The sequence below is a fragment of the Phenylobacterium sp. P4_E10 genome, from assembly GCF_056401675.1.
Genome location: NZ_JBFUIW010000005.1, coordinates 167,536 through 189,751, shown reverse-complemented (window position 1 = coordinate 189,751; position 22,216 = coordinate 167,536). Strand labels below are relative to the sequence as shown.

The window sequence follows — 22,216 nt, the reverse complement described above, 5'->3', positions numbered from 1 at the left end:
CGCCGGGCGAGTGTCTTAGTAGCCTTGGATCTTGGCGTAGCGGTCGCGGTGATACGACTGGCTGCCATAGGCCGCCTCGGCCGCACGGGCGCGCTTCATGTAGAAGCCCGCGTCGTGCGCGTCGGTCATGCCGATGCCGCCATGCATCTGGACCATTTCGTTGGACACCAGGTGGAACACGTCGCCCATCTTGGCCTTGGCCAGGGAGACCAGTTCCGGCACGTCCGGGCTGCCGGCGTCGATCGCCGCCAGGGCGGCTTCGACAGCCGAGCGGGCCAGTTCGAGGTCGGTGAACATCTTGGCCGCGCGGTGCTGCAGGGCCTGGAACGAACCGATGACCTGGCCGAACTGAACGCGGACCTTCAGGTAGTCCAAGGTGGTTTCGAAGGCTTGGACGGCGGCGCCGAGCATTTCGGCGGCCAGGCCCGCGCGGGCGCGGTCCAGGGTCGCTTCCAGCACGTCCCAGCCCTTGCCTTCGGCGCCCAGCAGAGCGTCGGCCGAGACTTCCACGTTGTCGAACGAGACGTTCGACGCGCCGCGGCTGTCGGCCAGCTTCAGGTTCTGCTTGGTCACGCCCTTGGCGTCGGCGGGGACCAGGAACAGGCTGATGCCGTCCTTGTCGCCCGGCTTGCCGCTGGTGCGGGCCGAGACCACGAACAGACCGGCGCCCGGACCTTCGAGCACGAAGGTCTTCTTGCCGTTCAGGGTGTAGCCGGCGCCCGACTTCTTGGCTTCCAGCGCGACCTTTTCCGGAGCGTGGTGCGCGCCTTCGTCGACCGCCAGGGTGGCGACCAGCGAACCGTCGGCGATCTTGGGCAGGTACTCGCCCTTCTGGGCGTCATTGCCGCCCAGGATCAGGGCGCTGGCGGCGGCCAGGCCGGAGGCCAGCAGCGGCGAGGCGGTGAGCGTGCGGCCCATCTCCTCGAGGATCAGGCCAATCGACAGGTAACCGAAGTTCGACCCGCCGAAGTCTTCCGGGATGATGACCCCGGCCCAGCCCATTTCAGCCTGTTCGTTCCAGGCGGCGGCGTCGTAGCCCAGCTCGACGCCCGAGTCGCGCATCTTGCGGAAGGCGGTGACCGGGCTCTTTTCCTGGACCCAGCTCTTCGCCGCGTCGCGGAGCATGCTCTGTTCTTCGTTCAGAACGGCCATGTCTAATATCCTATTCTCGAAATTCTGTGGTTGTTCTGATGGTTAGTTGTTCTGCGTCAGATCCGGCAGGCCGAGGATGCGCTTGGAGATGATGTTGTTCTGCACCTCCTGCGAGCCGCCATAGATCGTGGTGGCCTTGCCGCCCAGCCACGAGCGCACGGCGCCCAGCTCTTCGCCGGTGAAGGTCTCGCCTTCCCAGCCCAGGCCCTGGTGACCCATGATTTCCAGGGTCAGTTCGGCCTTGTCCTGCATCCAGCGGGTGCCGGCGTTCTTCATGATCGAGGTCGCCGCCGACGGGCCGGAATTGCCCTTGGCTTCCATCATCGCGCGCACGGCGGTCTGCTGGAAAGCGCGGCCGTCGATCTCGTTCAGGATGATGCGGGTGCGCAGGTCGGTGTCGGCCAGGCGGCCGGCTTCGTCCACGCCCACATAGTCCTTGGCCAGCTTCGGCAGGGTGCGGCCGCCGGCGTAACCGCCGCCGCCGGCGCCCGACAGGCCCGAACGTTCGTGTTGCAGCAGGCGCTTGGCGATGGTCCAGCCGCCGTTCAGCGGGCCGACCAGGTCCTTCTTCTCGGCGCGGGCGTCGGTCAGGAAGGTTTCGCAGAAGGGCGAGTTGCCGGCGATCAGCGGGATCGGGCGAACTTCGACGCCCGGCTGATGCATGGTGAACAGCACGAAGGAGATGCCTTCATGCTTCTTGCTGGTGTCGGTACGAACCAGGCAGAAGCACCAGTCAGCGTATTGAGCGCCGCTAGTCCAGATCTTTTGGCCGTTGACCAGGTAATGGTCGCCCTTGTCTTCAGCCTTGCACTGAAGAGAGGCAAGGTCAGAACCGGCGCCGGGCTCGCTGAAACCTTGGCACCACTGAAGATCGCCGCGGCAGATCGACGGAATGTGCTCTTTCTTCTGAGCGTCGGTGCCGTACTCAAGCAGAGTCGGGCCGAACATCATCACGCCCATGCCGCCGATCGGGTTGTAGGCGCCGGCGCGCTGGATTTCTTGCTGCACGATCCGGCCTTCGGCCGGCGAGAGACCGCCGCCGCCGTATTCGGCCGGCCAGGTCGGGGTGCCCCAGCCCTTGGAGCCGACGGCCTTGCGCCAGGCTTCCTGATCGGGGCTCGGGTTGGACCGCTCTTCCCGCATCATCGGGTTGGGCTTGCCCTTGAGCGAAGCGGGGAAGTTGGCTTCGACCCAGTTCCGCACTTCCGTACGGAAGGCGTCGAGATCGCCGCCGCCAAAATCTGCCATTGAAATAGTCTCCTTGAAAATCAGGTCGTTTGAAACTCGGCGGCTGCCCGCGCCATGCGAAATGGCAAAACGCAGGCAGCCTGGTTCGCCATCACCCTAGTGGTTCTGGGTCAGATCGGGGAGTCCCAGGATCCGCTTGGAAATGATGTTGTTCTGCACTTCGTTCGAGCCGCCGTAGATCGAGCCGGCCTTGCCCGAGAGCCAGGTGCGGACCGCGGTGCGCTCTTCGTCGTTGAACGCCGCGCCGTCCCAGCCCAGGCCCTGGTGGCCCATGAACTCCAGGGTCAGCTCGGCGCGGTCCTGGGCGACCTTCATGTAGGCGTTCTTCATGATCGAGGTCGCGGCCGAGGGGCCCGAGTTGCTCTTCGACTCCAGCGCTGCGCGGACCACGGTCAGTTGCACGGCGCGGGCGTCGATCTCGTTCAGGATGATGCGGGTGCGCAGGTCGCTGTCGGCCAGGCGGCCCTGCTCGTCGGCGCCGACATACTCCTTGGCGGTGACGCCGAGGGGCTCGGAGCGGCCGGCGCTGCCGCCGCGGCCGCCGTTCATGCCGCTGCGTTCGTGCTGCAGCAGGCGCTTGGCCACCGTCCAGCCGCCGTTCAGCGGCCCGACCAGGTTCTCCTTGGGCACCTTCACGTCGGTGAAGAAGGTCTCGCAGAAGGGCGAGTTGCCGGCGATCAGGCGGATCGGCCGCACCTCGACGCTCGGCTGGTGCATGTCGAACACCACAAACGAGATGCCTTCATGCTTGCGGGTCTGGTCCGTACGAACCAAACAGAAGATCATGTCGGCGTATTGACCGCCGCTCGTCCAAATCTTCGAGCCGTTCACGACCCAATGATCGCCCTTGTCTTCTGCTTTCGTTTGCAGAGCGGCCAGGTCGGAACCTGCGCCGGGTTCACTGAAACCTTGGCACCAGCGAACCTTACCGGTGACGATGTCGGGGATATACTTCTGCTTCTGTTCTTCGGTGCCGTATTCCAGCAGGGTCGGGCCGAACATGCCCACGCCCATGCCGCCGATTGGGTTGATCGCGCCGATGCGGCCCATCTCCTGGCCTAGAACGCGCGCCTCGGCCGCCGACAGTCCGCCGCCGCCGTAGGCCTTCGGCCAGGTCGGGACGCCCCAGCCCTTTTCACCCATGCGCTGCTTCCAGACGGCCTGGTCGCCGGTCGGCGCCTCGGGGCTCATCATTGCGGCAGTTTGTCCCGCCACATCCTTGGCCAGGGACTTGGGGAAATTCGCCTCCAGCCACTCACGGGCCTCGGCGCGGAAGCCTTCCAAATCGGCGCCGCCAAAATCAGCCATGAAAATTCTCCCTAATATTCATTATGTTAGTATCATTATAGCGCGGTCGCCCCTCTCCGGGGAGAGGGGCGATAAAATCACTTCGGATCGGGCAGGCCTAGCACCCGCTTGGAGACCACGTTCAGGTTGATCTCCGAGGTGCCGCCCTCGATCGAATTACCCTTCGAGCGCAGCCAGGTGCGGACTGCGGCCAACTCGGGGCCACCGAACCCTTCGCCGTCCCAGCCGACGCCGGCCGTGCCCAGGGCTTCGACGATCAGTTCGTTGCGGTCCATGGCGATCTTGGCGCCGACATACTTCATGATCGAAGTCGCGGCCGACGGGCCGTTGCCGGCCTTGGCCTCGTCGGCGGCCCGGCGAACGGTCAGCTGGAAGGACTGAGCCTCCATCAGGTGCTCGGTGATCCGCTGGCGCAGGTCGCTGTCGGCCAGCCGCCCGGTCTCGTCCACGCCGACATAGTCCTTGGCCGCGCTCTTGACGGTCAGGGCGTTGACCGGCGCGCCGATCGAGCCGCCGCCGAGGCCGGCCGAGATGTTGTCGCGCTCGAACTGCAGCAGCCGCTTGGCCACCGTCCAGCCGCCGTTCAGCGGGCCGAACAGCTGGTCCTTGGGGACCTTCACCTCGGTGAAGAAGGTCTCGCAGAAGGGCGAGGTGCCGTTGATCAGCAGGATCGGCCGGACCTCGACGCCCGGGCTCTTCATGTCGATCAGCAGGAAGCTGATGCCTTCGTGCTTCTTGGAGGTGTCGGTGCGCACCAGGCAGAAGCACCAGTCGGCGAGGTTGGCGCCGCTCGTCCAAATTTTCGAGCCCGTCACCACATAGTGGTCGCCCATGTCGACGGCGCGGGTCTGCAGGCTGGCGAGGTCGGAGCCGGAGCCCGGCTCGGAGTAGCCCTGGCACCAGCGCACGTCGCCGTTGATGATGCCCGGCAGGTGCTGGCGCTTCAGCGCCTCGGTGCCGTACTCGATCAGGGTCGGGCCGAACATCATCACGCCCATGCCGCCGATCGGGTTGCGGGCGCCGATCTTGGCCATTTCTTCCTGCAGCACGCGGGCCTGCGGACGGCTGAGGCCGCCGCCGCCGTATTCCGCTGTCCAGGTCGGAACGCCCCAGCCCTTGGCGCCCATGGCCTTGCGCCAGGCGCGCGCGTCGTCGCTCTCTTTGCCGCCGCCGGCCGCGGCCAGCTGTTGCGCCGGATCTTTGGCCAGGGCCTTGGGGAAGTTGGCTTCCAGCCACTCCGCCGCCTCTGCGCGGAAGCCCTGCAGGTCGTCGCCGCCGAAGTCAGCCATGGAAATCTCGCCTCTCGAAAAACGGTCGATCAAAACAAGGACGCGGCCCGAAAAATAGGGGCGCGCCGGTCACATTTACTTGGGGTCGGGCAGGCCGAGCACGCGCTTGGACACGACGTTGAGGTTCACCTCGGAGGTGCCGCCCTCGATCGAGTTGCCCTTGGAGCGCAGCCAGCCGTGGGTGGCGGTCAATTCGAGCGGGCTGAACGCCTCGCCGTCCCAGCCGAGCCCCAGGGCGCCCATCGCTTCGATCATCAGCTCGGAGCGCTCCTGGGCGAAGGTGGCTGCGGCGTATTTGATGATGGAGGTTGCGGCGCTGGGGCCGTTGGAGGCCTTCGACTCCGCGGCGACGCGGGCGATGGTCTTGTAGAAGCAGTCGAATTCCATCTTGTTCTTGGTGATCCGGGTGCGCAGGTCGGCGTCGTCCAGCGCGCCGCCGGCGTCGACCCCGACATACTGCTTGGCGATCTGGGCCAGATCGCCGGCCGCGCCGCCCGCGCCGCCGCCGCCGCCGAAGCCGCCGGAGATGTTCTGGCGCTCGTATTGCAGCAGCCGCTTGGCGATCTCCCAACCGCCGTTGACCTTCCCGACCAGGGCGTTCTTGGGGATCTTCACGTCCGTGAAGAAGGTCTCGCAGAACGGGCTCTCGCCGGAGATCAGCTGGATCGGGCGGGTTTCGACGCCCGGGGTTTTCATATCAATAAGGACGAAGGAGATTCCTTCGTGCTTTTTCGAAGAATCGGTACGGACCAGGCAGAAGCACCAATCGGCTTTGTTGGCGTAGGACGTCCAAATTTTTTGGCCGTTGATCAGCCAGTGGTCGCCCTTGTCCTCGCACTTGGTCTGCAGGGCGGCGAGGTCGGAGCCGGCGCCCGGCTCGGAGTAGCCCTGGCACCAGCGGATTTCGCCGCGCACGATCTTGGGCAGATACTCCTGCTTCTGCTCCTCGGTGCCGTATTCGAGCAGCACAGGGCCCAGCATCCACACCCCGAACGAGGCCAGCGGCGCGCGGTAGCGCCCGGCGTTCAGCTCCTGCTCTAGAATGCGGCCCTCGGCCGGCGACAGGCCGCCGCCGCCATAGGCCTTGGGCCAGGTCGGCGCGGTCCAGCCCTGGGCGGCCATCTTGCCGAGCCAGGCGATCTGCGGATCGGAGGAGCCGGCGAAGGCGCGGCCGCCCCAGACCGCCTCGGGGTCGGTCTTGGCCTTCGGATCGCGCAGCTCCGCAGGGTAGTTGGCTTCCAGCCAGGCCTTGAGCTCGCCGCGGAACGCGTCGAGATCGCCGCCGCCAAAGTCGGCCATGGAATCCTCCCTGGATCGGAAAAGCCTTATGCGGCGGCCACATTAGCGCCGGGCGCCCCAAGAGCAAGGGGAACGAAACGCTTGTTTGACACGCAGCGCGTCGCTGCCCCGTCGCCAAATCAGGCTATATAACGAAGCGTCGATGGCGGCTCTTGGAGGGCGAATGAGGTTTTGGCGCGAACTGAAGCCGACGGCATTCGCCGCGGCGCCGCCGACCGCTGCGGTGTTGGCGCTGCTGGCGGGCGTGATGCTGCTCGCGTCCGGCGCCACACCGACCATCCCTGACCGCTTCCTGCGTCTCTACGAGGTGACCCCGGTCGTCCTGATCGAGGTCAGCCACTTCCTGTCCAGCATCCTGGGCCTGGTCTTGGTGTTGTTGGCGTTCGGCCTGAAGGCCAGGCTCGACGGCGCCTGGGGCGCGACGGTCGCCACCCTGCTGATCGCCTGTCCCCTGGCGCTGCTCAAGGCCTATGCCTGGGAGGAGGCCGCGGCCCTGGCGGTGTTCGCGGTCATGCTGCTGCCGTTCCACGGGGCGTTCCCGCGTCAGTCGCGGCTGCTGCGGATGGAGGTCACTCCGGGCTGGCTGCTCTCGGCCCTGGCCGCGGTAGTTGGCGCGGGGCTGCTCGGCTTCTGGTCGTTCCAGCACGCCGACTACGGCAACAAGCCGTTCTGGGTGGTGATGGCCGACGCCGACGCCGCGCGCGCCATGCGCGGCTGGGCCGGCGCGGCGGTGCTGCTGCTCGGTTTTGGCGTCTGGCGGCTGCTGTCGTCGGCGGCGACCCCCAAGGTGGTCGGTGAGGACGATCCGGAACTGGGCCGCGTGCGCGCCGCCTTGGCCACGGCGGAGGAGGCCGAGCCGGGCTCGAACCTCGCCCTGCTGGGTGACAAGCGCTTCCTGTTCTCGCCGTCGGGCGAGAGCTTCCTGATGTTCGGAGTCCGTGGCCGGTCCTGGATTTCGCTCGGCGCGCCGGTCGGCCGCCGCGACGAACAGATGGACCTGCTCTGGCGGTTCCGCGAACTGGCCGACGCCCACGCCGCGCGGCCCGGCTTCTACGGCCTGGACGCCGAGCAGCTGCCCGACGTGGTGGAGTTGGGCTTCGCCATCGCCAAGGTCGGCGAAAGCGCGGCGGTGTCGCTGGAGACCTTCACCATCGAGGGCACCAAGCGCGGCAATCTGCGCCGCGCCTGGCGGCAGGCCGGCGAGCAGGGCGCGACCTTCGAGGTGGTGCCGCCTGAGCGGGTCGGCGAGATCATGCCGCAGCTGCAGGCGATTTCCGACGCCTGGCTGGTGCACCATGCCGGCGGCGACAAGAGCTTCTCGATGGGCGGCTTCTATCCGGCCTATGTGGCAGAGTTCCCGGTGGGGGTCGTCCGCTTCGAGGGCAAGATCATCGCCTTCGCGACGCTCTGGACCACCGCCAACAAGTCCGCGTTCTCTATGGACCTGATGCGCTACGTCGACGAAGGCCCGCGCCGGATCATGGACTATCTGTTCGTCGAGCTGATCGAATGGGGTCGGCGCGAAGGCTACGAGGCCATCGAGTTCGGCATGGCGCCGCTGTCAGGGCTGGACGATCGGCCCCTGGCTCCGGTGCTGTCGCGCGTCGGCGCGCTGATCTTCGAGCGAGGCGAGGAGATCTACAATTTCCAGGGCGTGCGGGCCTACAAGGGCAAGTACGACCCGATCTGGCGTCCCCGCTACATCGCCGCGCCGAACAAGTGGGCGATCCCGCTGCTGCTGGCGGACATGGGGCTGCTGACATCGGGCGGGGTGTCGGGCCTGGCCAAGCGGCCGAAGAAGGCTGACGAGGCGCCCGGGCTGTCGAACGCCGCCTAGTCCGCCCCCGGGCTAGCGCCCGGTGGTCACGCCCAACAGGTTCACGAGGTGGACGATCAGGAACAGGGCAAGTGCGCTGGCGGTGACCATGATGAAGCGCCAGGGCGCCAAGCGCGGCCCCTTGATCGGATTCGAGGGTTTGGAGCCCCGCCAACCTGCAAAGGCGGCGATGGCGAGCAGGGTGGCGGACAGCGCCAAGGTGACGTTAAGCGGCATCGGATGACCGCCTATCGCAGCGGCGGCCCGAGCGCAAAGCCCAAGGTGAGGGCAAGCGCCGGCAAGATGTCCGGGAAGCTAAGGCTTGGCTTGTAAGGGGTCGCACCACAATCCACAGGCAATCTCGCCACACCCAATATCTAGTATTAACGACGCATTTACACACCACGGATCGATGTTAGCCTCAACTATGGGCTGGGAGAGCGATTCGAAATGACGTCGGGGGCGCCCTGGAGCGTCAAGGGGATCGACCCTAAGGCGAGGGAGGTCGCAAAGGACCTGGCCCGTCGCTCCGGCATGACGCTCGGAGAGTGGCTCAATCGCATGATCCTCGAGGACGACGCGCCCGAGGAGATCACGTCACAGACCTATTTCGAAGATCGACCGCGCGCCGAGCGGGGCTATGCCGAGGCGCCGCGCGCGGCCGCACCCGTTCTCGACTATTCTTCAGCGCGCTTCGAGGCTCCGCAGCATCCTGGCGACGAGATGGGCCGGGTGGCGATGGCCCTGGATCGCCTGAGCGGCAAGTTCGACCGCGGCGAACCCCGCAGGACGCCGGAAGCCCAAGCCGCCGATAGTGTGATGCGCGAGGCCATGGCCCGCATCGAGGCCGCCGAGCGCGACGCCGTCGCGGTGGCTGCCCGGTTCGAGGGCGCCGTCCAGGAAGCGCGTGAGGAGAATACCCGACTGGCCGAGCGGCTGCGCCGCGTCGAGGCCGAAGCCGCGGGTCCGCGGTCGGCTGAAGCCCTGCGCTCGCTGGAAGCGGCGCTCGGCAAGGTCGCCAACCATCTCTACGAGGGCGAGGGCCGGACCCGCGAAACCATCAGCGTGATGGAACAGCGGATCGACCAGATCCTGTCCTCCGGGATCGGCGACCCCGCCACCCTGATCGAGGAAGTGGTCAACCGCGTCGACGAGCGCCTGACCGACGCCGAAACCCGGACTTCGGAGGCCTTGGTCAACCTTGGCCAGGCGTTCGCCGACCTGGACGTCCGCGTGGCCACTGCAGAGAAAGTGTCTCCGGAGGTCGAGCGCCGGATCGAAGCGCTGGCCGCGACCGTGTCGCAACGCGTCGACCAGGTGCGCAACGAGATCGCCGGCGAACTGCAAGCCGCGACCAGCGGTCGGTTCGACAGCATGGAGCGCAAGCTCGGCGAAATGGCCGAGGCGGTGCGCAAGTCCGAGCAAGGTTCGGCCGTCGCCATCGAGCGCATGGGCCGTGAGGTGCTCGGCATCGCCGACACCCTGAACCGCCAGGTCCAGGCCGCCGAGCATCGCAGCGCCGACGCCATCGAGCAGGTCGGCGGCGAAGTGGCGCGCATCGCTCAGGCGCTGGAAGCGCGGCTGGGCCGCAGCGAAGGCGCCCATGCCGAGGCGCTGGAGAAACTGGGCGCCGAGATCGGCCGCATCACCGACCGCCTGACGGAGCGGATTGGCAGTTCGGAGCGACGCGCGGCGCAGGCGATCGACGACGTGGGCGAGCAGGTCGCGCGGGTCAGCGAGCGTATCAATCAGCGCCAGGAACGTTCGGCGGAAGACTTGGCCGATCGCATCCGGCAGAGCGAAGAGCGCACGGCCAGACTGCTGGACGAGGCGCGCGAGAAGATCGACCGCAGCCTGGCCGATTCCCATCGCCGCATGGGCGAACAGGCGCTGGCCGCAGCGCCGGCGCCGCGGGTGACGCAGGAAGAGCCGGCTGGTCCGCACGACCCGTTCCGCGACCTGGCTCCGATCGAGCCTTCCCTCGAGCCGCTGGCCCTCCAGGCCTTTGCCGCGACCGAGACCGAAACGGCGAGCCCGTTCGATCTCCACGCGCCGACCCACGATCCTTTCGCCGACAGCGATGACGTGATCGATCGCAGCGAGGCGCAGTTCGCGCCTGTCTCCAAGCCGCCCGAGTTCGACGCCGAGGACTTCGAGGCCGCCGACGGCTTCGCTCCCGCTCCTCCCACCGCCGCGCCGGTCGAGGCCGTGGCGGAAGCTGTGGCCGAGGCCCCGGCAGAGCCTACAGCCGCCGAGGACCTGACGGTCATCGAGGACCTCGACCGCACGATCATCGAAGAGATCCCCGAGCCGCAAGTCGCTGGGCCGGAGTCCGAGCCGGAAGCGGCGGAAGCCGTGGCTGCGGTCGCCGAGGAGCCGGCCCGCCCGCTCTCGACCCGTGAAGTGATCGAGCAGGCTCGGATCGCGGCCCGCGCCGCCACCGGTCCCGGCGGCGAGGCCAAGCGCGCCAAGGGCGGCGCCAAGATCGAGAAGCTGCCGCGAGCCACCGGAAAGTCGCTGTTCTCAAGCCTGAGCCTGCGCAAGCGCGCGGGCGGATCGACACTGCAGACCGCGTTGCTGGTGGCCGGCGGCGCGGCGTTCCTGAGCCTCGGCGCGGCCAGCTACTTCGTCGCCGAAGGCGAGCCCGGCGGCGCCGCGCCCCAGCGGGTCGCCGACGCCCTGGCGGTGTTCGAGAGCGACAAGGCCGGTGAGATCACCGGTGGCGAAGCCGACACCACCCCCGTCATCGGCGCAGCCCGCGCTGCGGTGGCGCTGACTCCGGCGCCGATGACCGCGGCCATGCCGTCGGGCGCGGACACGGCGGCCTTGGCCGCCACCTACGCCAGCGCCGTGCAAGCGCTCGAAGCCTCTCAGCCCGGCGGGCTGGACCAGCTTCGCAAGGCGGCCAATCTCGGCCACTCGCCCGCTCAGTTCTATCTGGCCAAGCTCTACACTGAGGGCGCGGCCGGCCTGAAGAAGGACCCGGCCGAGGCGCGCCGTTGGACCGAGCGCGCCGCCGAGGGCGGCAATCGCGCGGCCATGCACAACCTCGGGATCGCCATGGCCGAAGGTCAGGGCGGGCCGAAGAACGCGGCGATGTCCGCCCAATGGTTCCGCCGCGCGGCGGACCTTGGCCTGGTCGACAGCCAGTACAATCTCGGTGTCCTCTACGAGCAGGGCCGCGGTGTCGATCAGAACGCCGCCGAGGCCTACAAGTGGTACCTGATCGCGGCCCGCAACCGTGACGAGGAAGCCCTGAAGAACGCCGCGCGCGTGCGCGCCGCCCTGTCGACCGAGGCGCGCAGCGTCGCCGAGCGATCGGCCCAGGCCTTCCGACCGGCCACGCCCAACCCCTCGGCCACGGTCGCCGACGCGACCCTCGCCTCCGGCGGCGATCTGGCGCGGGCGCAGCGGGCGCTGTCTCGACTCGGCTACTATCAAGGTCCGACCGACGGCTCGGCCTCGCCGGCCCTGAAGATGGCCATCGCCGCCTATCAGCGGCAGGCCGGCTTTGCGGCCACCGGCGAACTCGACCCGACCACCCTTTCGCGTCTGCAGGTCTTTACGCAGTAGCGCGCCGGAACCCGCCTCCACTTCCGGCTATTACGCTCTAGGGGCGCCCTTGGACCTCTATTTGCCCATCGCGGAAGTCTCGGTGAACGCCCCGTTGCTGGTGGCGCTCGGCGCTGCGGTGGGTTTCATCTCAGGCCTGTTCGGGATCGGCGGCGGCTTCCTGATGACGCCGGTGCTGGTGTTCCTGGGCATCCCGCCGGCCGTGGCGGTGGCCAGCGAAGCCAACCACGTCGCCGCCTCGTCCACCTCCAGTGTGATCTCCTACACCCGGCGCAAGGCGGTCGACTTCCGCATGGGCGGGGTGCTGGCCGCTGGCGGGGCGGTCGGTTCGCTGATCGGCGTCGAGGTGTTCCGCTGGCTGCGGCTGATGGGCCAGGCCGACCTGGTGGTTTCGCTGTCCTACCTGGTGTTCCTGGGGGTGATCGGCGGGTTGATGCTGTGGGAGTCGCTGGGCTCGATCCTGCGCCGCCGGCGCGGCGATGCGCCCAAGCCGCGCCGGGACCGCCGGCCGCCCTGGCTGTACGGCCTGCCGTTCAAGCTGCGTTTTCCGCGCTCGCGGCTCTATATCAGCGTCATCCCGCCGATTCTGCTGGGGGTGTTCGTCGGCGTCCTGTCGGCGGTGATGGGTGTGGGCGGCGGCTTCGTGCTGGTCCCGGCCATGGTCTACATCCTGCGCATGCCGGCCGGGGTGGTGGTCGGCACCAGCCTGTTCCAGATCATCATCACCACCTCGCTGACCAGCGTGCTGCAGGCGGGCCGCAACCAGACGGTCGACGTCATGCTGGCCACCCTGCTGCTGATCGGCGGGGTGCTGGGCGCGCAGGTGGGGGCCAGGGCCTCCTACCGGTTCCGGGCCGAGGAACTGCGGGCGCTGCTGGCGCTGATCGTGCTGGCGGTCGGGCTGCGGATGGGGCTTGGCCTGTTCTTCACGCCCGACGAGCCGTTCGTGCTGATGGCTGGGAACGGCTGATGCTCGACGTCCCGCCCCCTTTCGCCTCGCCGCCGCCGGCCGCCGTCTCCGCCGCCCTGACCACCACCAATGTGCGGGTCACCTCCAGCTTCAGCGGCGCGCGCATCGTGCTCTATGGCGCGGTGTTCGATCCGAGCGCTCGCCCCAGCGATGTGGTGGTCATCGTCCGCGGCCCCGACGGGCCGGTGCGCATGGCGCGCAAGACCCGGGTCGCCGGGGTGTGGGTCAATTCCCGCCCGGTGGTGTTCCAGGGCGCGCCGGGCTTCTACATGGCCGCCTCGACCCGGCCGCTCGACCAGATCGCCAGCTTCGGGACCTTGCGGCGGCTCGGCGCCGGCATCGACCACCTGCGGATCAATGCGCCGATGGAGCAGCGGATCGAGACGCGCTACGGCGTGCGGGACGTCGTGGTCAGCGGCCTGGGCGCCGACTATCTGGACTGGCGGCGCGCTGTGATCCGGCTGAAGGAGCAGGGCGGGCTCTACGCCGCCGACGAACGGGGCGTGACCTTTGTCGACAGAGGCCTATTCAAGGCCGAGATCGACCTGCCGACCGGGGCGCCGATCGGGGTCTATTCCACCGAGATCCTGTTGTTTCAGGACGGCCAGCCTGTCTCGCGCCGCATGCGCGGACTGACCGTCGAGAAGGCCGGGGTGGAGCGAGCCCTTTACCTCTTCGCCCATCGCAGGCCATGGTTCTACGGTCTAGCTTCAGTCGCGATCGCCCTTGGCGCCGGCTGGGCCGCATCGGTCGCCTTCCGGAGGAACTGACGGTTTGGAAATCCACACCGACGCCGAGGTCCATTCGGAGGCCGCGGCCCCGCGCCCGCTGTGGGCCATCGCCCTGCTGGGCCTGGTCCCGTTTCCCGCCTCGGCCCTGACCTATCTCTATGGCCCCGCCGATCTCAGCGGACCGGCCTTGACCATGCTGCTGACCTGGTCGGCGATCGTGCTGGGCTTCCTGGGCGGCATTCGCTGGGGGCTGGAAAGCGGCCGCGCCGCGCCGCGCTGGGCGCGCCTGGCGGTGTCGGTGATCTCGCCGCTGGCCGCCTGGGCGTTGATCTTCGGCCGCGGGCGGATCGAGACCGCCTGGCTGCTGAGCGGATTTCTCGCCGCCTTCATCCTGCAGTGGCTCTACGACCACGCCGCGCATGACGTGCCGGTCCGCTATCCGCGGCTGATGACCACCCTGACCCTCGGCGCCTGCCTGTCGCTGGCCCTGGCGCTTGAACAGGCGATGCGGATGTAGCGCTTCGGCGCTAGTCGGCGACGACCGAGCGCCAGCCGACCGCGTGCACACGGCCGACCCCCAGGGCGCCGCAGAGCGGGTCGCGGTCGAACAGGCCCGCGAAGGCGGCATCGCGGACATTCAGCCCGCCGGCATAGGCCCCGAAGGCCGGCGCCACCATCCGGGTTCCATCGGTGACGAAGCAGCGGCGGCGGACCCGGCCGCTGGCGGCGGCGACCTTGGCGCAGGGGTGCAGGTGACCGGCGACCTCGCCGGGCTGGGCGCCGGCGGTCGGCTCGTGGCGCAGGATCAGGCTATCCACCGCAATCTCGTCGGTGGTCTCGCCGGGCAGGGCGCGGGGCCCGTCGGCGTCATGGTTGCCGACCACCCAGATCAGCCGCGTGGTGGCGGCCAGGGTGCGCAGGGCCTGGGCGTCGTCGCGGGCCAGCCGCTCTTCCGAGCGGCCGTCGTGGAAGGTGTCGCCGAGCAGCACGACCGCCTCGGGCGCGGTGGCGATCACCTCGGCCTGCAACCGGCGCAGGGTGTCGCGGGTGTCGTAGGGCGGCAGCATCTGGCCGCGCATGGCGTAGGCCGAGCCCTTCTCCAGGTGGAGGTCGGCGACCACCAGCATCCGCTCGGCCTCGATCCAGAGGGCGCCGCTGGCGCGCAGGGTCACCGCCGCGCCGTTCAGGCGCAGACGCAGGCCGCCGCAGGGACTGGCCGCGAAGGCGTAGGGCGAAGGGGCGGACAGCGCGCTCACGCCATGGCCTCGGCGATCAGGTCTTCCGCGGCCTCGGCCAGGATCATCTCGCCGGCCTGGCCAGGGGAGCGCTCCTTGCCGATTTCCAGCAGGATCGGGACCGAGAACGGCGACAGGTGATCCAGCGGCGAGTGGCGGATGCGGCCGGCGATGCGCTCGAGCATCTGGCCGAGGCGCGCGACATCGATCAGGCCGGTGGCGGCGTCCTCGCGCGCGCAGCGCAGCAGCAGGTGGTCGGGTTGGTGTCGGCGCAGCACGTCGTAGATCAGGTCCGTGGAAAAGGTCACTTGGCGCCCGGACTTCTCGTGGCCGGGGAACCGCCGCTCGATCAGCCCCGAGATGATCGCACAGCCCTTGAAGGCGCGCTTCATCATGAAGCTCTCGGCGAGCCAGGCCTCGAGGTCGTCGCCGAGCATGTCCTGGGCGAAGAGCTCGTCGAAATCGAGGCCGTCCATCGGCTTCAGCGCCCAGATCGCCATGGCGTAGTCGTTGCAGACGAAGCCCAGCGGCCCGGCGCCCAGCCGCTCCAGCCGCCGGGTCAGCAGCATGGCCAGGGTGGTGTGGGCCAGCCGGCCCTCGAACGGATAGACCACCAGGAAGTGGCGCTTGCCGCGCGGGAAGGTCTCCAGCAGCATGTCGTCGGCTTCGGGGATCAGCGAATGGTCGCGCTGAATCTCCAGCCATTCGCGGACGTCGGCGGGCAGCACCTGCCAGTGCTCCTGGTCGTACATCAGCTCGCGCACGCGTTTCGCCAGGAAGGTCGACAGGGCGAACTTCGAGCCGCCCCAGGACGGCATCTTCGGGTCGCGGTTCGTGGCCGGGCTGACCAGCACGTCGGTCCCGGTGACCGCGACCAGCGCCCAGACCTGGCCGGCGAAGACGAAGGTGTCGCCGGGATCGAGCATCTCCAGCATGCCCTCCTCGACCTCGCCGATCTTGCGGCCGGCGCGGCCTTTGCCCATCGAGATCCGCACCGCGAGCATGGCCGGCGAAACGATGGCCCCGACATTGAGCCGGTGGCGCTGGGCGGTCTCGGCGTTGCGCACCATCCAGCGACCGTCGAGCCCCTTCACGATCCGCCGGAAACGGTCGTAGGTCTTCAGCGCGTAGCCGCCGGTGGAGACGAAGTCGACGACCTGCTCGAAGTCCTCCCAGGCCAGGTCGCGATAGGGCCCGCTGCTGGTCACCTCGTCATAGAGCGCCAGCAGGTCGAAGGGCTCGGAGCAGGCGCAGCCCATGACGTGCTGGGCCAGCACGTCGAGCGCGCCGACGCGCGAGGCCTCGCCGTCGAAGCGGTTCTCGGCGATCGCCTCGCGGGCGGCCTGGCACTCGAGCATCTCGAAGCGGTTGGCCGGGACGAAGAGGGCGCGCGACGGCTCGTCCAGGCGGTGGTTGGCGCGGCCGATGCGCTGGACCATGCGGCTGGCGCCCTTGGGCGAGGCCAGCTGGATGACCAGGTCGACGTCGCCCCAGTCGATGCCGAGGTCCAGGGTCGAGGTGCAGACCACGGCGCGCAGCTCGCCGCGGGCCATCGCCGCCTCGACCTTGCGGCGCTGCTCGGCGGCCAGGCTGCCGTGGTGCAGGGCGATGGGCAGGCTGTCCTCGTTCAGCCGCCACAGCTCCTGGAACGCGAACTCGGCCTGGAAGCGGGTGTTGACGAACACCAGGGCGGTGCGCGCGCCCTTGATGGCCTCGTAGACCTCGTCCATGGCGTGCTTAGCGGTGTGACCGTGCCAGGGCACGCGGCCCTCGGCCAGCAGCATGTCGACGATCGGCGGCGCGCCGGCCGGGCCGCGGACCAGGGCGACCTGCTCGTGCGTAGTCTCGTCCCTGCCAAAGCCCATCCAGCGGCGGATGACGTCGGGATCGTCCACCGTCGCCGACAGCCCGACCCGGCGCAGCTTCGGCGCGAACTGCTGCAGGCGTGCGAGGTCCAGCGCCAGCAGGTCGCCGCGCTTGGAGGCGTGCAGCGTGTGGATCTCGTCGAGGATCACGCAGGACAGCTCCTCGAAATAGAGCCGCGCCCCTTCCCAGGCGCAGAACAGCGCCAGCTGTTCTGGCGTGGTCAGCAGGATGTCCGGCGGCTTGACCCGCTGGCGCTGGCGGCGCGAGAGGCCGGTGTCGCCGGTTCGGCTCTCAGCGACGATCGGCAGACCCATCTGGAGGATCGGCGCCATCAGGTTACGCTCGACGTCCACCGCCAGCGCCTTCAGCGGCGAGATGTAGAGCGTGTGGAGGCCGCGCGGAGCGTTCGCCGGCGGGCGCTGGGCCAGTTCGATCAGGCTCGGCAGGAAGCCGGCCAGGGTCTTGCCGCCGCCGGTCGGCGCGATCAGCAGGGTGTCGCGGCCCTCGCGGGCCTTCGCGACCATCTCCAGCTGATGGGCGCGCGGGCTCCAGCCCCGGCCTTCGAACCAGGCGGCGAATCTGTCGGGCAGGAGGTCGGGCGGAAGGGCCGCTGCGTCAGCCATCGCCCCATATGATGTTCGCGTTACGTTTCGCGCAAGCGCCGCTTACCGCGAGCGACCGAAGCCCTTGAATAGCCGACCGAAGAATCCGGGGCCGCGCTCCTCGACCGGACCGTCCCAGGCCGCAGCGAAGAACTGCAGATCCTCACTGTTTTCACCCTCCGGCGTCCAGCCGCCAAGGGTTTCGACGAGTTCCTCGGGCAGGTCGTACAGATCTTCATCGGGCTCTTCGTCTGTGTCGGCTTCGGCCCGACGTTCGGCCAACAGGCGGTCCCGGATTACAGCGAATTCCGCGGGCGGGACGCCATCGACCGTCAGGCCATACTCGTCGCCGTAGTGGCTTTCTTCGTTGTTGCACTGGACCGACCAGATGCGGGCGCCGTCGCGGTAACCCCAGGCGTTGCTGTCGCCGACGTGAGTCTCGAACCGCCCGGCCACAAGCGAGGCTCCTCTGGACAGCTCAGTAAGGCGAGCAGGCTCTAACCAACCATAGTCGGCGACAAGGACCACTCGGCCGTTTGACGTGGTGGCCCACGACACGTCGCCGCCAATGCCATCAGTCTCACTACCGGCAGCGACATACCCCAGGCGCCGCAGAGCCTCGTCCTTGTCGAGCCCTTCGATCGAAGCCACGTCCAGCGCGAAACCCATTTGCCCACCCGCATGAATTGCTGCCCAAGCGATAAGTTCTGGCTTTGTTCGAGTCAAGTCTAGGTTGCGCAGAGCTGCGCCAGGTAGGTAGTCGGCGCTCGCAGGAGGCGTAGGGTGGCGGCGATCTCGCACAAGCTGAGAGGGAGCGCCAAATGACCTATGCGGGTGAGTGCTTTTGCGGTGCAGTGAAAATCGAAGTGAGCGGCGATCCGGCGGGGATGGGCTATTGCCATTGCCAGTCCTGCCGATCGTGGTCTGGCGGGCCGGTGAACGCCTTCAGTCTCTGGCCGCCGACGGCGGTGAAGGTGGTGGCGGGCCAGGACAAGCTGGCGACCTACGCCAAGACGGCGGTCAGCGAGCGCCAGTACTGCAGCCAGTGCGGCGGTCACCTGATGACCAATCACCCGACCTTCGGTTTGGTGGACGTCTTCGCCGCGACGATCCCGACCCTGAAGTTCGAGCCGGGCGTCCACGTGAACTACGCTGAGACCGTGCTGCCAATCCGCGATGGCCTGCCGAAGATGAAGGATTTTCCGGCCGACCTGGGCGGCAGCGGCGAGCTGATCGCCGAGTAGCCGCGACCGATCAGCAGGATTTGTACGTTCCCTTTTAGTTTCCTGCCGAAAACGGGTAGCAAGGCGGGGTGAACGCCCCGATCACGAGTCTGGATTTAGCGCCTGCCCTGGTTGTCCTGCCAGGGCCGCGGGCGGCGGTCGCCGACGCCGGCGACGCCCAGCCGATCCGCGCGCCTGACGCCCGCGACCTGCTGCAGCGCGGACCAGTGCTGGTGGCCCACGCCTCGATGACCGCGCGCCGGCTTGGTCTCAATGCGCCGCCGCGGATGCCGGGCCTGTTCGACGCCCTGGAGCTGTTCGCGTTCGCGCGGCCTGCGAAGTTCTGCGCCCCCTCGGCGGCGGGCCTGGCCCTGGCGCTGGGACAGCCGGAACCGAAGGGAGCCCAGGCCCAGGCTGAGGCGCTGCGGGCCGGCTGCGCGATCCTGCTGGAGGAGCTGGCGGCGAGCCCGGAGCCGAGCCGCGAAGAGGCGCTGGCCATCGCCGAGACCCTGATGCGCGGCGGCTGGGCGTGGGGACCTGCGGTCACCACGGCGCTGCGCTCGGGTCCGGTCGGTAACCAGTTCCGCACCTCCGGTCTCGACGTGTGGACGCGGATCATGGAGTGGGAGGATCAGGCGCCGGCCGGCGAGGCCACCTCCAAGCCGGTCGTGCCCGAGGAAGCGGCCCAGCGACTGAATGAACTGTTGCAGCGATCGGGCTTGGACGAGAGCCGCCCGGCCCAGGTCGAGTACGCCACCGAGGCGGCCTACGCGTTCCAGCCGCGCGACCGCGAGGGCGAGCCACGGATGATGCTGGCCGAGGCGGGCACGGGCGTCGGCAAGACGCTCGGCTACCTGGCGCCGGCCTCGCTGTGGGCCGAGGCCAACGGCCCGTCGGTGTGGGTCTCGACCTACACCCGCGCCCTGCAGCGGCAGATCGAGCGCGAGAGCCAGTCGATCTATCCGGACCCCAAGGTGCGGGCCAAGAAGGCGGTCGTCCGCAAGGGCCGCGAGAACTATCTCTGCCTGCTGAACTTCCAGGACATGGCCAACACTGCCCAGCTCGGTCAGGCCGACCTGATCGGCATCGGCCTGACCGCGCGCTGGGCGCGGGCGACCCGCGACGGCGACATGACCGGCGGCGACTTCCCCGCCTGGCTGCCGACCCTGTTCGCCGTGCCCGCGGCCGGCCAGGCCAGCGCCGGCAATCTGGTCGACCGGCGCGGGGAGTGCATCCACACCGGCTGCCAGCACTATCGGGCCTGCTTCGTCGAAAAAGCGATCCGTGGTTCGCGCAAGGCGGACCTGGTGATCGCCAACCACGCCCTGGTGCTGACCCAGGCCGCCTTCGACGGCGCGCGGGCGGCGCGGGGTTCGAAGGCCGACGGCGAGACCACCCAACTCAAGCGCATCGTCTTCGACGAGGGCCACCACCTGTTCGACGCCGCCGACGCGGCCTTCGCCGCGGCGCTGTCGGGCCAGGAGACCGCCGAGCTGCGCCGCTGGATCCGCGGGCCGGAAGGTCGCGGCCGTCGTGGCCGGGGCTTGGAAGCGCGGCTGATGGACATGCTCGGCGACCGCGACGACGCGCGTCAGTCGCTGGTCGACGCCATCTCCGCGGCCGCCGCCCTGCCGGGCGAGGGTTGGTCAGGCCGGATCGCGCCCCCCAACGGCGAGGTCAATCCGATCGGCCCGATCGAAGCCTTCCTGGTGGCGGTGATCGAGCAACTGCGGGCCCGCGCCGCGCCCTCGGACGTCGGCATGGAGTGCGCCGCTCGACCGGCCCTGGAACTGGTGCGCGCCACCGCCCGCGACGCCGCCGCGGCGCTGGCCAAGATCGAGGCCCCGCTGCTGGCTTTGGCGCGGCATCTGGAGGACCTGCTGGACGAGGAGGCGGCCCAGATCGTCACCAGCGACCGCGGCCGGATCGAGGGAGCGCTGCGCGGCCTGGATCGACGGTGCCGGATGCTGCTGCCGGCCTGGCGCTCGATGCTGCGGGCGATCGACGAGGACGCCGAGGACGACCCCGACTTCGTCGACTGGTTCGAAGCGACCTTCCTCTATGGCCGGGTGGTGGACGCCGCCTGTCGCCGCCACTGGGTCGATCCGACCGAGCCATTGACCAACGCGGTGATCGCCCCGGCGCACGGGGTTCTGGTGACCAGCGCCACCCTGTCGGACGCGACCTTGGACGATCCCTTCGCCCTGGCCGAGATGCGGACCGGGGCGGCGCGGCTGCCCGACCGGCCCAAGACCTTGAAGCTGGCCTCGCCCTTCGACTACGCGGCCAATGCGCGGGCCTATGTGGTCACCGACATCGGCCGGGACGATCCGCGCCAGGTGGCGGCCGCGATGCGCGAACTGTTCCTGGCGGCAGGCGGCGGCGGGCTTGGCCTGTTCACCGCCATCCGTCGGCTGCGGGCCGTGCACGAGAAGATTGCCGCGCCGCTGGCCGACAAGGGGCTGGCGCTCTACGCCCAGCATGTCGACCCGCTGGAGGTCGGCGCCCTGGTGGACATTTTCCGAGCCGAGGAGGACGCCTGCCTGCTGGGCACCGACGCGGTGCGCGACGGGGTGGACGTGCCGGGCCGCTCGCTGCGGCTGCTGGCCTTCGACCGCGTGCCGTGGCCACGGCCGGACATCCTGCACAAGGCTCGGCGGGTCCGGTTCGGCGGCAAGACGTATGACGACAACGTCGCCCGAGCCCGCATCTCGCAGGCCTTCGGGCGCCTGATCCGCCGCGCCGACGATAAGGGCGTGTTCGTGATGCTGGACGCCGCCGCCCCGACCCGGCTGTTCAGCGGCCTGCCCGAGGGCGTGCGGGTCGACCGGCTGGGCCTGGTCGAGGTGATCGAGGCTGTGACCGAGTTCCTCGGTCCCAAGCTGGACTAGACCCGGACGATCCAGCCGCTTTCCAGGTCGTTGAGTTGGACGCCCGCCAGGATCACACGGTCCTCGGCGTTGAACTCGATGACCAGGTCCAAGCCGACCGTGCGCACCAGGTAGGTCGTGGTCGCCGGGATCAGCAGGCGGTCGCCCTCGGCGGGATTGAAGTCGACAATGAGGTCGATCCCGCCGCCGACGAAGCTGAAGAAGGCGTCTGCGCCCAAGCCGCCGGCGATGGTGTCGGCGCCGCGATCACCGGCCAGCCAGTCGTCCCCGTCGCCGCCGCTGAGCTGGTCGTTGTCCTGGCCGCCGCGCAGGATGTCCGCCCCCGAGCCGCCGTCGAGCGCGTCGGCTCCTATGTTGCCGTAGACGATGTCGTCGCCGTCGTCGCCCCAGAGGACGTCCGCGCCCTGGCCCCCGACCACCCAGTCGTTCCCGCCGTCGCCGTGGGCGAAGTCGTCGCCGAGATTGCCGTTGATGTCGTCAGAGTCTGCGCCGCCTGAGATCAGGTCATTGCCCTCCTGACCGCGCAGATAATCGGCGCCGGCGTCACCCAACAGAGTGTCCCCGCCGGCCGCGCCATAGATGCTGTCGGCGCCCCCAGATCCGTCCAGGCGGTTGGAGCCGAAGTCGCCGACGATGTAGTCGCGGTACGGCGTGCCGATGACGTTCTCTATGCTGAAGAAATAGTCGACCCCGTTGACCCAGCCGTCGTCGCTGACGCCCCTGCCGTCCTGCGGCGGAAAGAGCGGGAGCCCGTTCGGGTCGGGACCGAGCAGGATGCTGAAGCCCCACTCGGCCCCCGGAAACACCAGGGTGTCGGTCCCGAGGCCGCCGTCGATGGTGTCGTTGTCCGGGCCGCCGCTGATCGTGTCGTCGCCGTCGAAGCCGTTGATGCGGTCACGCCCCGCCAATCCGGCGATCGAGTCGTCGCCCCGCGTCCCGCTTAGCAAATCGTCGCCGCTGCTTCCGATGATCGTGGCCATGGCCGCCTCCTTGCGCCGCTGGATGACAGCTCA

At 68.9% G+C, this 22,216-nt stretch carries 17 protein-coding genes; 7 read left to right on the top strand and 10 right to left on the bottom strand.

Going from position 1 to position 22,216, the window contains the following annotated elements; all coding sequences use genetic code 11:
* Window positions 1-15: 15 nt before the first annotated feature.
* The 5 genes from AC1DQJ_RS08000 to AC1DQJ_RS07980 all read right to left on the bottom strand — a co-directional run bounded on the left by AC1DQJ_RS08000 (window position 16) and on the right by AC1DQJ_RS07980 (window position 6,296).
* Window positions 16-1,152 carry an acyl-CoA dehydrogenase family protein gene (locus AC1DQJ_RS08000; protein WP_477601997.1) on the bottom strand — a complete coding sequence of 379 codons (1,137 nt, stop codon included), beginning with the start codon at window positions 1,150-1,152 and terminating at the stop codon, window positions 16-18.
* A gap of 42 nt (window positions 1,153-1,194) precedes the next feature.
* Window positions 1,195-2,400: an acyl-CoA dehydrogenase family protein gene (locus AC1DQJ_RS07995; RefSeq protein ID WP_477601995.1), complete on the bottom strand. Its 1,206-nt coding sequence runs from the start codon at window positions 2,398-2,400 to the stop codon at window positions 1,195-1,197.
* Between the two features lie 96 nt (window positions 2,401-2,496).
* Window positions 2,497-3,708: an acyl-CoA dehydrogenase family protein gene (locus AC1DQJ_RS07990; protein ID WP_477601993.1), complete on the bottom strand. Its 1,212-nt coding sequence runs from the start codon at window positions 3,706-3,708 to the stop codon at window positions 2,497-2,499.
* Between the two features lie 77 nt (window positions 3,709-3,785).
* Window positions 3,786-4,997, bottom strand: coding sequence for an acyl-CoA dehydrogenase family protein (locus AC1DQJ_RS07985; protein ID WP_477601991.1), 1,212 nt, complete (start codon window positions 4,995-4,997; stop codon window positions 3,786-3,788).
* 75 nt (window positions 4,998-5,072) lie between these two features.
* Window positions 5,073-6,296 (bottom strand): acyl-CoA dehydrogenase family protein, encoded by a 1,224-nt coding sequence (locus AC1DQJ_RS07980; RefSeq protein WP_477601989.1) that lies wholly within the window; start codon window positions 6,294-6,296, stop codon window positions 5,073-5,075.
* A 163-nt stretch (window positions 6,297-6,459) separates the two neighbouring features.
* Between AC1DQJ_RS07980 and AC1DQJ_RS07975 the strand changes: the two genes are divergently transcribed.
* Window positions 6,460-8,133: a phosphatidylglycerol lysyltransferase domain-containing protein gene (locus AC1DQJ_RS07975; protein ID WP_477601987.1), complete on the top strand. Its 1,674-nt coding sequence runs from the start codon at window positions 6,460-6,462 to the stop codon at window positions 8,131-8,133.
* A gap of 12 nt (window positions 8,134-8,145) precedes the next feature.
* Here AC1DQJ_RS07975 and AC1DQJ_RS07970 read toward each other — a convergent pair whose 3' ends face one another.
* Window positions 8,146-8,349, bottom strand: a complete 204-nt coding sequence (locus AC1DQJ_RS07970) for a hypothetical protein (protein WP_477601985.1) — start codon at window positions 8,347-8,349, stop codon at window positions 8,146-8,148.
* A 213-nt stretch (window positions 8,350-8,562) separates the two neighbouring features.
* Here AC1DQJ_RS07970 and AC1DQJ_RS07965 point away from each other — a divergent pair, with 213 nt between their 5' ends.
* The 4 genes from AC1DQJ_RS07965 to AC1DQJ_RS07950 are packed head-to-tail and all read left to right on the top strand — an operon-like array spanning window position 8,563 to window position 13,903.
* Window positions 8,563-11,685, top strand: coding sequence for an SEL1-like repeat protein (locus tag AC1DQJ_RS07965; protein ID WP_477601983.1), 3,123 nt, complete (start codon window positions 8,563-8,565; stop codon window positions 11,683-11,685).
* Between the two features lie 49 nt (window positions 11,686-11,734).
* On the top strand, window positions 11,735-12,655 hold the full coding sequence (locus AC1DQJ_RS07960; RefSeq protein ID WP_477601981.1) for a sulfite exporter TauE/SafE family protein: 921 nt from the start codon (window positions 11,735-11,737) through the stop codon (window positions 12,653-12,655).
* On the top strand, window positions 12,655-13,425 hold the full coding sequence (locus tag AC1DQJ_RS07955; RefSeq protein ID WP_477601979.1) for a TIGR02186 family protein: 771 nt from the start codon (window positions 12,655-12,657) through the stop codon (window positions 13,423-13,425). Before AC1DQJ_RS07960 ends, AC1DQJ_RS07955 begins: the two co-directional genes overlap by 1 nt.
* 4 nt (window positions 13,426-13,429) lie before the next feature.
* Window positions 13,430-13,903 carry a DUF3429 domain-containing protein gene (locus AC1DQJ_RS07950; protein WP_477601977.1) on the top strand — a complete coding sequence of 158 codons (474 nt, stop codon included), beginning with the start codon at window positions 13,430-13,432 and terminating at the stop codon, window positions 13,901-13,903.
* 10 nt (window positions 13,904-13,913) lie between these two features.
* Here the strand turns inward: AC1DQJ_RS07950 and pdeM are convergent, their stop codons facing one another.
* From pdeM to AC1DQJ_RS07935, 3 genes are read right to left on the bottom strand one after another with little or no spacing between them, the layout of a single operon-like run.
* On the bottom strand, window positions 13,914-14,642 hold the full coding sequence (gene pdeM / locus AC1DQJ_RS07945; protein ID WP_477601975.1) for a ligase-associated DNA damage response endonuclease PdeM: 729 nt from the start codon (window positions 14,640-14,642) through the stop codon (window positions 13,914-13,916).
* Window positions 14,639-17,110 (bottom strand): ligase-associated DNA damage response DEXH box helicase, encoded by a 2,472-nt coding sequence (locus AC1DQJ_RS07940; protein ID WP_477601973.1) that lies wholly within the window; start codon window positions 17,108-17,110, stop codon window positions 14,639-14,641. The genes pdeM and AC1DQJ_RS07940 overlap by 4 nt, the downstream gene beginning before the upstream one ends.
* A 42-nt stretch (window positions 17,111-17,152) precedes the next feature.
* Complete coding sequence (locus AC1DQJ_RS07935; protein ID WP_477601971.1) at window positions 17,153-17,758, bottom strand: hypothetical protein; 606 nt, start codon at window positions 17,756-17,758, stop codon at window positions 17,153-17,155.
* A 152-nt stretch (window positions 17,759-17,910) separates the two neighbouring features.
* Between AC1DQJ_RS07935 and AC1DQJ_RS07930 the strand changes: the two genes are divergently transcribed.
* On the top strand, window positions 17,911-18,333 hold the full coding sequence (locus tag AC1DQJ_RS07930; RefSeq protein ID WP_477601969.1) for a GFA family protein: 423 nt from the start codon (window positions 17,911-17,913) through the stop codon (window positions 18,331-18,333).
* A 68-nt stretch (window positions 18,334-18,401) separates the two neighbouring features.
* Window positions 18,402-21,203, top strand: coding sequence for an ATP-dependent DNA helicase (locus AC1DQJ_RS07925; RefSeq protein WP_477601967.1), 2,802 nt, complete (start codon window positions 18,402-18,404; stop codon window positions 21,201-21,203).
* Here the strand turns inward: AC1DQJ_RS07925 and AC1DQJ_RS07920 are convergent.
* Window positions 21,200-22,183 (bottom strand): calcium-binding protein, encoded by a 984-nt coding sequence (locus tag AC1DQJ_RS07920; RefSeq protein ID WP_477601965.1) that lies wholly within the window; start codon window positions 22,181-22,183, stop codon window positions 21,200-21,202. The genes AC1DQJ_RS07925 and AC1DQJ_RS07920 overlap by 4 nt on opposite strands.
* Window positions 22,184-22,216 lie beyond the last annotated feature (33 nt).